The following is an 8,892-nucleotide window of genomic DNA, read 5'->3' as shown; positions in this document are numbered from 1 at the left end:
AATCTGGCATGGATGCCAAAGGCATATTATCTTTGGTTACCCATTGTTTTCTTTAATGATATATTTACTCTGGTGATCCTGTTGCTTGCAGTTATCACCCAGAAGCTGATCCGGCCAAAGCTTGCCCTTGTTTATAAATGCTTTTTCAGGGAACTGGCTGCAATGCTTTACCGGGCATTCCTGGAGTTTACAATCACTCCATACCGTGCTTATGTCGCAACAGATGCAATGATCAGGACCCTGTACCGGATCTTTATCAGCAAAAAAAATCTGCTTCGCTGGAATACGGCGGAAGCAGTGGACGCCTCCATTGTCAATACCAGAAGAGGATATTTTATCACCATGTGGAGTTCTCTTCTTCCGGCTGCTGCCCTGGTGATCATCTTATTTATGGGTTATTTAAACCCGGCCGGAATGATTTTGACAGCAATCGTAATTGCTGACTGGTGCTTTGCCTCCCAAATCGCCTACGGGATCAGTCAGCCGGATAAGAAGCTTCAACTTAAAAATAAAGCACAGAACAATGAACTGCTTCTGGATACTGCACGCAGAACCTGGCAGTTTTTTAAGGCGCTTTCCACAAGGGAAAACAACTGGCTCTGTCCGGATAATTACCAGATTTCTATGGTTGAAAAAGTCAGCGATAAGACATCGCCGACCAATATGGGACTTCAGTTTCTGGCAATCCTGTCAGCCAGGGATTTGGGTTTTGAAACGTTAAGCTCAACGGTTGAAGTCGTGGAAAATCTGATGGAAACAGTCCAGAAAATGCCGAAATTCAATGGGCATCTCTATAACTGGTATCATATCGGGACCCTGGAGGTATTAAATCCTGCCTATATATCAACCGTTGACAGCGGCAATTTCCTGGGTCATCTGGTCGCTTTAAAGAACGGACTTTTAGAACAGATTGACAGGCCGGTTTATCCGGAAAACTTTCTGTCCGAGCTTAAGATTGCGGTTGAAAACAGCAATGAGGAAATTCGGATAAGGACAGGCAGTCCTGCCGGTAATGAACTTAAACCAAGGGTTCAAAGGATTGGGGAGTTGATCGACGATATTGCACAAATCCGGGAAGATTTAAGCGATAGGGAGCTTATCCCCCCGGAAGATTACCCCTGGACCAGACAGTTAATGAGCCTCATTGACAGCACTGTAAAAGAAGCAGAAGCTTTAAAACTGAAGGAGAAGACTTATTTTTCTTATCCTTCCCTTCGCAGTATTACGTCGGAGGACAATAAGTCTGCAAATAGCTTGATGGAACGGATCAGAGCGCTCAGCAATAAAATAGACTGCATTTTATCAAATGTAGATTTCCGTTTTCTATTTAACGAAAAGAGAATGCTGTTCCATATCGGGTATCATGTATCCTCCCACACGCTTGATGAGGGCTGTTATGACCTTATGGCGTCTGAATCGGCCCTTACAAGCCTTCTTGCCATAGCCATGGGAGAAGTGCCGTTAAAACACTGGAATAAACTGGGTAGACCGCTGACCATTGTGGGAGGCATTCCCTGCTTTGTGTCCTGGAGCGGTACGATGTTTGAATATCTGATGCCAAATCTCGTATTCAAAGAATATGAAGATTCCGTCTATGCCCAGACCTCCAGGGCGGCGGTTCTCCAGCATATGAAGTATGCAAAGGAGGCGGAGATACCCTGGGGGATATCGGAATCCCAGTATTACCGGTTCGACTTAAACTCAAATTACCAGTACAAAGCCTTCGGTGTTCCGAAGATAAGGCTCCAGCCGGTCCGTAAGAATTCCATGGTGGTTGCTCCCTATGCGACGATGCTGGCACTGGATATTGCAGAAGAAGAGTGTATGGAAAACTTAAAACGTCTGAAGGAATTAGGCGCTTACGGCACTTACGGTTTCTATGAATCCGTGGATTTTAATGTTCCGAATTCTGTGGAACTGACCCCTTATTGCATTGTGAAATCCTATATGGCCCATCATCAGGGGATGAATCTGGCTGCAATTAATAATTATCTGAATGGGGGAATTCTTCGGGAAAGGTTTCACAGGGAGATGATGATAAAAGCCACAGAAGTTCTGCTGGAAGAAAAACGCCAGTCCTATTTGATTTCCATTGCAAAGCAGGGATATACCATAAAGATCGGAAAAGCTCTTTTTAAAGAGGACATTTACAGCAACCGGTATGTCAACCGTACGGGAGTGAATCCACCGGTTGTGAATTATTTATCAAATGGTAACTATTCACTGATGATAACCACCGATGGGGATGGCTTCAGTAAATATGAAGACCGGATGCTTTATCGTTTCCGGTCGGATATTTATGCGAATACAGGTAATTATATCTATATCAAAGACATGAAACAGGGGAAGGTCTGGAGTGCCGCTTATCATCCGACCAGAAAGACACCGGATGCTTACCAGGTGATTTTCAGCCCGCACCAGGCGGAATTTAAACGCAGGGATGGAGATATCTCATCACACATGATTGTCAGCTTAAATGCAGACCAAAACTATGAGATACGTAAGGTTATCTTTACCAATCACGGGAACGAGGAAAAGCACTTGGAGGTGACCAGTTATTTAGAGGTGGTGGATGATACCCATCTGGCAGAAATCAGCCATCCTGCATTCAATAAGCTGTTTCTGGAGAGTGAGTACCTGGAAGAGCAGGACATCTTCCTTGCAAAAAGACGGCGGAAGGATAATGATGATGATAATCCTTATATGATGCACATGGTAAGAACCGGAACAAAGCTATGCAAAAAACTGGAATATGAAAATGACAGAAAACGCTTTATCGGAAGAAACAACACCCTGGAAAATCCGGATTCTGTGGTTAACAGCATTGCATTTTTAAATAATTCAGGCTTTTGCAATGACCCGATCATGAGCCTGCGGGCACAGATCTGCATAGGGGCAGGTGAAACCGCCTGCATTTCTTTCATTACCGGAGTGTGTGGGAGTAAAGAGGAAGCAATAAAAATCGCAGGGGAATTAAATGTAAGCTACCGGATCGATGATATCCTGGAGAAGTTCCGGCTTCAGACAAACCTGGAGTTAAAGTATTTAGAGATAACCAGAGCCCAGTTAAATGCTTTTCAGGACTTAATCAGCCCTGTCTTCTATCCTTCGGGCATTTACCGGGGGCCGGATGAAAATATAAGGCGGAACTTTATGAATCAAAGCTTCCTGTGGAAATTCGGAGTGTCCGGAGATAACCCCATTCTGCTTTTAATGGTCCGGTCCATGAAAGAGGAAAGAATCGTAAAGGATGCATTAAAGGCTTACGAATATTTAAGAATCAACCGTGTTATGGTGGATCTGATTATCCTGATTGATTCCAAGCATGGCTATCATCAGGAGGTGGATGAATTAATCAACGATATGACAAGCTCTCTTCGAATCTATGATTCCAGAAGCGAGAAGCCAAGCTTCTTTACGCTGCATACGTATGAGATGAAACCGGCGGAACTTGATTTGCTGTATACGGTAGCACGGGTCGTATTTTCAGAGAAAACGGGGATCTATTTTACCAATGGCAAAGCAAATCAGTATGAATTGCTTGAGGAATATTAGGCTTTAAGGAGGAAGGGTTTTGGACACAGTATATGCACCTACAACACAGGAAAAAGAAACAGAGAATTATGAGTTTTTTAATGGCTTCGGGGCATTTGCCTGTGAAGGCAGGGAATATGAAATTCTGCTGGAGGGTAATAACCGGCCGCCGGCACCCTGGATAAATGTTGTCTCAAATAAAAATTTTGGGTTCCAGATATCGGAGTCCGGCGCCGGATTTACCTGGAGCATCAACAGCAGGGAGAATAAGCTGACTCCATGGTCCAATGACCCAGTCAGTGACAGAGCCTCTGAGGCAATCTATATTCTGGATGAAATATCCGGTGAGGTAATGACTCCCATGTCATTAGGAAGGTCTGACCGGGGCACTTACCGGGTGAGGCATGGCTTTGGATACAGCAGGTTTCTTCATGAGGAAGCGCTTATTAATCAGGAGCTGACTGTTTTTACTCCTTTGGATGAGTCATTGAAGCTATGGAGCCTTACGCTTACAAACCGTTCGGATAAAGTGAAATATCTAAGCCTGACCTATTATGTGGAATGGGTTTTGGGAACCCAGGGGGAGCAAACCAACCCCTATATCCTGACCTCCTATAACAATGAACATGAATGCTTATGTTCAAAGAACATTTATACCATGAACTTTCAAAACACCTATTCCTACCTGTTTTCCAGTGAGACCATCATCGGTTATACCGGGGACAGGAAGGAGTTTCTGGGGCAAAAGGGCAGTGTCCGGGAGCCGCGGGGAGCGGAGGTCAAGCTATCCTGTAATACGGGGGTATGCTATGATCCCTGCGGAGCAATTCAGGTATCCGTTGCAATACAGCCGGAAGAGAGCAAGACGGTGTTGTTCGGGCTGGGGCAGAGCACCAGCCTTGAAGAGATATACAGCATCAGAAATAAGTACAGAGAAACCGCTGCTTCTGATAAGGAGCTTGAAAGGGTGAGAACCTATTGGGACGGTTTATTAGGGACGGTTAAAGTCAAAACAAAGGACAGGGCAGTGGATATCCTGGTGAACGGTTGGCTGCTCTATCAGACGGTGTCCTGCCGCATTCAGGCAAGAGCAGGCTTTTATCAGTGTGGCGGAGCCTATGGATACCGGGATCAGCTTCAGGATACCCTTTCTCTTCTCTTTGCGGATTCAAGCATTTTGCGCAGGCAGATTCTTATTGCCTGCAGCAGGCAGTTTGAAGAGGGAGATGTCCAGCACTGGTGGCATCCTCCCATGGGGATCGGTGTGAGAACGAGAATCACCGATGATTTGCTGTGGCTTCCTTATTGCACCGCTGCTTATATCCGAAGTACCGGAGATACCACGATTTTAAAGGAGCAAGTCCCTTATATCAAGGGTCCGCTGCTTAAGGAGGGGGAGCATGATATGATGTTTACCCCGGAAATATCCCAGAGCTTTGAAAGTGTTTATGAACATTGCAAAAAAGCCATCGACCGGACAAACTTCGGAGAACATGGACTTCCTCTCATGGGGGGCGGCGACTGGAATGACGGTATGAATGAGGTGGGAATAGAGGGGAAGGGAGAGAGTGTCTGGCTGGCATGGTTTTTCTATACGGTGCTGGGTGATTTCATTCCTTTGTGCAATCAGGAGAATGATGAGGCTTACGGCCGGGAACTGGAGCAGAAACGGGAAAGCCTGCTTCAAAGCATCGAAGAACACACCTGGGATGGAGAGTGGTATCTTCGTGCCTTTTACGACGACGGGTCGAAACTGGGATCCAAGGAAAATGATGAGTGCAGGATCGATTCCATTAGTCAGTCCTGGAGCGTGATATCAAAAGGGGCAAAAGAGGAACGGGCAAAAACAGCAATGCAGTCGGCATGGCGTTATCTCCTAAGAGAGGAGGAGGCCATTTCCCTGCTTTTGACGCCTCCCTTTAATAAAACAAGCAAAAACCCAGGTTATATCAAAAATTATATCCCCGGTATGCGGGAAAACGGAGGCCAGTATACCCATGCGGCAGTTTGGCTGGCGATTGCCACTTCAATGCTCCGTGATTATCACATGGCACAAACTCTGTTCACCATTCTTAATCCGATTCATGTGACACAAACCAGGAAGGATGTGCTCAGGTACGAGAAGGAGCCTTATGTCATGACGGCGGATATCTCCTTAAGCCCGCCTTATACCGGAAGAGGCGGCTGGAGCTGGTATACCGGATCCGCAGGCTGGATGTACCAGGGGTTATTAAGCTGGTTTCTTGGCATTCGGAAAGAGGGGAATGAGCTGATCATTGATCCGGCCACACCGGCAAGCTTCGGTGATTTTTCCATTGAGTATAAGTATGGCAGGTCCATCTATGAAATCAGGGTAGAGAGCAGAAGCAAGGGAACGCTGACAACAGAAGCAATCACTGTAGATGACAAGCTCATCAAGGGGAACAGGGTTTCGCTGGTGGATGATGGAGAAAAACATCTGGTTATCGTATAATGCCTTAACCCTATAGCAACCGGGATGGGGAAATCGGAAAGGAGGTAACATGAAGACTGACAGACGATTGAATCATGCATATAAAAATGCTGATGTTGTTTATTTTGATGATAATTCAAAATATATATTTTTTAGTGATATCCATAGAGGGGATGACAGCATCTCAGATGAATTTACCAGAAATCAGAATGTTTTTTTGCATGCATTAAATTATTATTATAAAGAAGGATATGAATATATAGAGGTTGGAGATGGAGATGAGCTTTGGGAATACAAGAATTTTAGCGTTATTCGTTTAGCCCACAGCGATGTTTTTACAGTAATCAAAAAGTTTTATGATGAAGGCCGCTTTATCATGTTATATGGCAATCATAATATTTATTTAAAGTCAAAGCGGTTTATCAGAGAAAATTATTATCAATATTATGATGAATACAACCAGATTCGAGTGGACTTATACAGGGGACTGAAGCCGAAGGAGGCTATCATTCTTAAACATAAGAAAACGAAACAGAAGATTTTTGTGCTGCATGGGCATCAGGGTGACGTTATTAATGATCAGTTATGGTTTATTTCCATGTTATTACTTCGATATTTTTGGAGGTATCTGCATATCGTTGGGTTTGGCAATCCAACCAGCCCGGCCCGTAATTTATTTAAAAGACATAAAGTAGAGAAGGTTTATGACAGATGGATAGAAAGACATAAAATGATGCTGATCTGCGGACATACTCACAGACCAAAGTTTCCGAAAGCAGATGACCTCCCATACTTTAATACTGGCTGTTGCATACGTACTCGTGGGATAAATGGAATTGAAATTGTAAATGGCATGATACAAATGGTTGACTGGAGGATTGCTGCCAATGAAAAAGGAGAATTGCGTGTTCACAGGACAGTAGTCAGAGGACCGGTACCACTTGAAAACTATGATTATAAAATCAATCCTTATTCGACACATTATAATAACTAGATGGAGTATGACCCCTGAACTGTTGCAAAGGCCGGAACGCTTGCCCTGATTACAGTTCAAGGGTTTTTCATCGGTATGGCTGTTTTGATAACTGAACAAAAGAATCTCTTGACATGAATGATAACTCTAATGTTATATTGTCTTTATCATTAAAATGAGGTTGAAAAAAGGAGGATATCATGAATAGAGGAATTGTTGTTACCGGAGGCGCACATGGGATAGGAAAACAGATATGCCTGGATTTCATTCAGGCGGGAGATCAAGTATGCTTTCTTGATATAGATGAAAAGAGATCGGCAGAATTTGCAGAAGAGAATCCAAATCTGTTTTACTTTTGCGGAAATGTGGCAGATCCTCTGACGTTAAAAAGCTTCATTGAATTTTCCCTTGAAAAGCTTGGACGGATCCATGTGTTAGTCAACAATGCCTGCCGTGGAAATAAAGGCATTTTAACCGGCTTAACCTATGAAGAATTTGATGATACCTTATCCGTCGGATTGAAAGCTCCATTTGAATTAAGCCGTTTATGTAAAGATGAATTAATTAAAAATCACGGAAGAATTATTAATATTGCTTCATCTCGTGCATTTCAGTCGGAGCCTGATACAGAAGCATATGCAAGTGCGAAAGGCGGAATAGTTGCATTGACACATGCTCTGGCGGTATCACTGGGGCCGGATGTTCTTGTTAACTGTATTGCTCCAGGCTGGATCAATGTAACGGAGCAGCAGGAATTCAGCCGTGAAGACCGCTTGGCAATTCCGGCAGGAAAAGTAGGAACGCCAAAGGATATTTCGAATATGGCGTTGTTTCTATGTGAACAGGATTTTATTACAGGGGAGACCATCACCGTGGATGGGGGAATGAATAAACGGATGATTTATCATGGAGATTGGAACTGGCATTATAACGCTGACTGAGAGAATGGATCTTTACAAACGCAAGCACTTATACTGAAATATAATGAAAAGCGCAGCCCTTTAAAAAGGACTGCGGTTTTCATTTGTGGTTTAACCTCATCAAGTAACGAAGCGGATTACTGTGTTACTTCCAATCGGTAAGCCAGGACTTGTCATTTGCAATAGCGGTAACGATTTCTTCTCCTGATTTGAAATTGTCAAAGGTTCCTCTGTTAATTTCGCTGATGGCTTTGCTTAACAGGTCTTCATAGTATGCTTCCGGTGTTATTTCGGTTGTGGTCTGGTGGAAATGCTGCTGGGATTCAGACGAGGCTATACGTGCATACTCGTCTTTTACCTGAGATATGAGGTTATCACGGTTCATACAATTTACTCCTTTGCATAAAAAGTCAATTATTTATCGTTACCGGGTTTGTGACGGCTGCCGGACTGCTTCTTAGTATTTCGGCTTTCACCATCTAATGCGCTCTCAGCCATGGTAGGGCCACCATTGGCTTTTTTCTTACGGATCGATTTTGGGTCAAGTTGTGAATCTTTTGCCATAATTATTCTCCTTAATATTAATAGGGTTATTATCTACAGGTAAAAGGATATTATTCGCGTTCGGATTTTGTATTCGGCAAGTGTTCTGCTGATACAGCCAGGACTGGAGAAGAACCTCATTGAAACATAGGAGCGTTTGTTCCAGAAGACGGCAGCAGGAACGTGTGCTGGGTGATATATTATTTGGAATATATATAAATGCCGAAAAAAGCGTTTAATATTTAACAAATTATACAATATGAACAATATGATTTCTTTATGTTAATAATATTTTCATCATAATGGGTTTGTGTTATCCTCGGTTTGTAGCAAAAACAACCAAAGGAAGTTTTGGAAGGGAAGGGGATTCATAATGAATTATTTTGAAGAAAGCTTAAAATTGCATGAACGTCATGCAGGAAAAATCGAAATCAGATCTAAGGTTCCTGTAGTTACCAGAGAGGATTTAA

The 8,892-nt window shown here is 43.4% G+C and carries 6 protein-coding genes; 4 read left to right on the top strand and 2 right to left on the bottom strand.

Annotation, left to right across the window (positions count from 1 at the left end; translation table 11 throughout):
• The 4 genes from RT269_RS16270 to RT269_RS16255 form a co-directional block, all read left to right on the top strand.
• Nucleotides 1-3,555, top strand: a 3,555-nt coding sequence (locus RT269_RS16270; RefSeq protein WP_313184102.1) for a glucoamylase family protein, incomplete at its 5' end; no start/stop codon positions are given.
• A gap of 19 nt (nt 3,556-3,574) precedes the next feature.
• Nucleotides 3,575-6,007, top strand: coding sequence for a GH36-type glycosyl hydrolase domain-containing protein (locus RT269_RS16265; RefSeq protein ID WP_313184100.1), 2,433 nt, complete (start codon nt 3,575-3,577; stop codon nt 6,005-6,007).
• 67 nt (nt 6,008-6,074) lie between these two features.
• Entirely contained in the window at nt 6,075-6,980 is a 906-nt protein-coding gene (locus RT269_RS16260; RefSeq protein ID WP_331664175.1) for a metallophosphoesterase, read from the top strand.
• Nucleotides 6,981-7,159: 179 nt separating this feature from the next.
• Nucleotides 7,160-7,900, top strand: coding sequence for an SDR family oxidoreductase (locus RT269_RS16255; RefSeq protein ID WP_313184098.1), 741 nt, complete (start codon nt 7,160-7,162; stop codon nt 7,898-7,900).
• Between the two features lie 124 nt (nt 7,901-8,024).
• Here RT269_RS16255 and RT269_RS16250 read toward each other — a convergent pair whose 3' ends face one another.
• Nucleotides 8,025-8,264, bottom strand: a complete 240-nt coding sequence (locus RT269_RS16250) for a hypothetical protein (protein ID WP_313184097.1) — start codon at nt 8,262-8,264, stop codon at nt 8,025-8,027.
• Between the two features lie 29 nt (nt 8,265-8,293).
• A complete protein-coding gene (locus tag RT269_RS16245) occupies nt 8,294-8,443 on the bottom strand; it encodes a hypothetical protein (RefSeq protein WP_166429703.1) in 150 nt (49 codons plus the stop codon).
• Nucleotides 8,444-8,892: the final 449 nt, after the last annotated feature.

It is taken from the genome of Lacrimispora sp. (assembly GCF_032078915.1).
In the GTDB taxonomy this organism is placed as follows: Bacteria; Bacillota; Clostridia; order Lachnospirales; family Lachnospiraceae; genus Lacrimispora.
Note: the sequence above shows the minus strand (reverse complement) of the source record. Positions and strands in the feature narration are given on the sequence as shown.

What these genes read in the sequence shown, in the direction of transcription:
- RT269_RS16255 (WP_313184098.1), top strand. Translation starts at nt 7,160, where the DNA reads ATGAATAGAGGAATTGTTGTTACCGGAGGCGCACATGGGATAGGAAAA.
- RT269_RS16250 (WP_313184097.1), bottom strand. Translation starts at nt 8,264, where the DNA reads ATGAACCGTGATAACCTCATATCTCAGGTAAAAGACGAGTATGCACGT.
- RT269_RS16245 (WP_166429703.1), bottom strand. Translation starts at nt 8,443, where the DNA reads ATGGCAAAAGATTCACAACTTGACCCAAAATCGATCCGTAAGAAAAAA.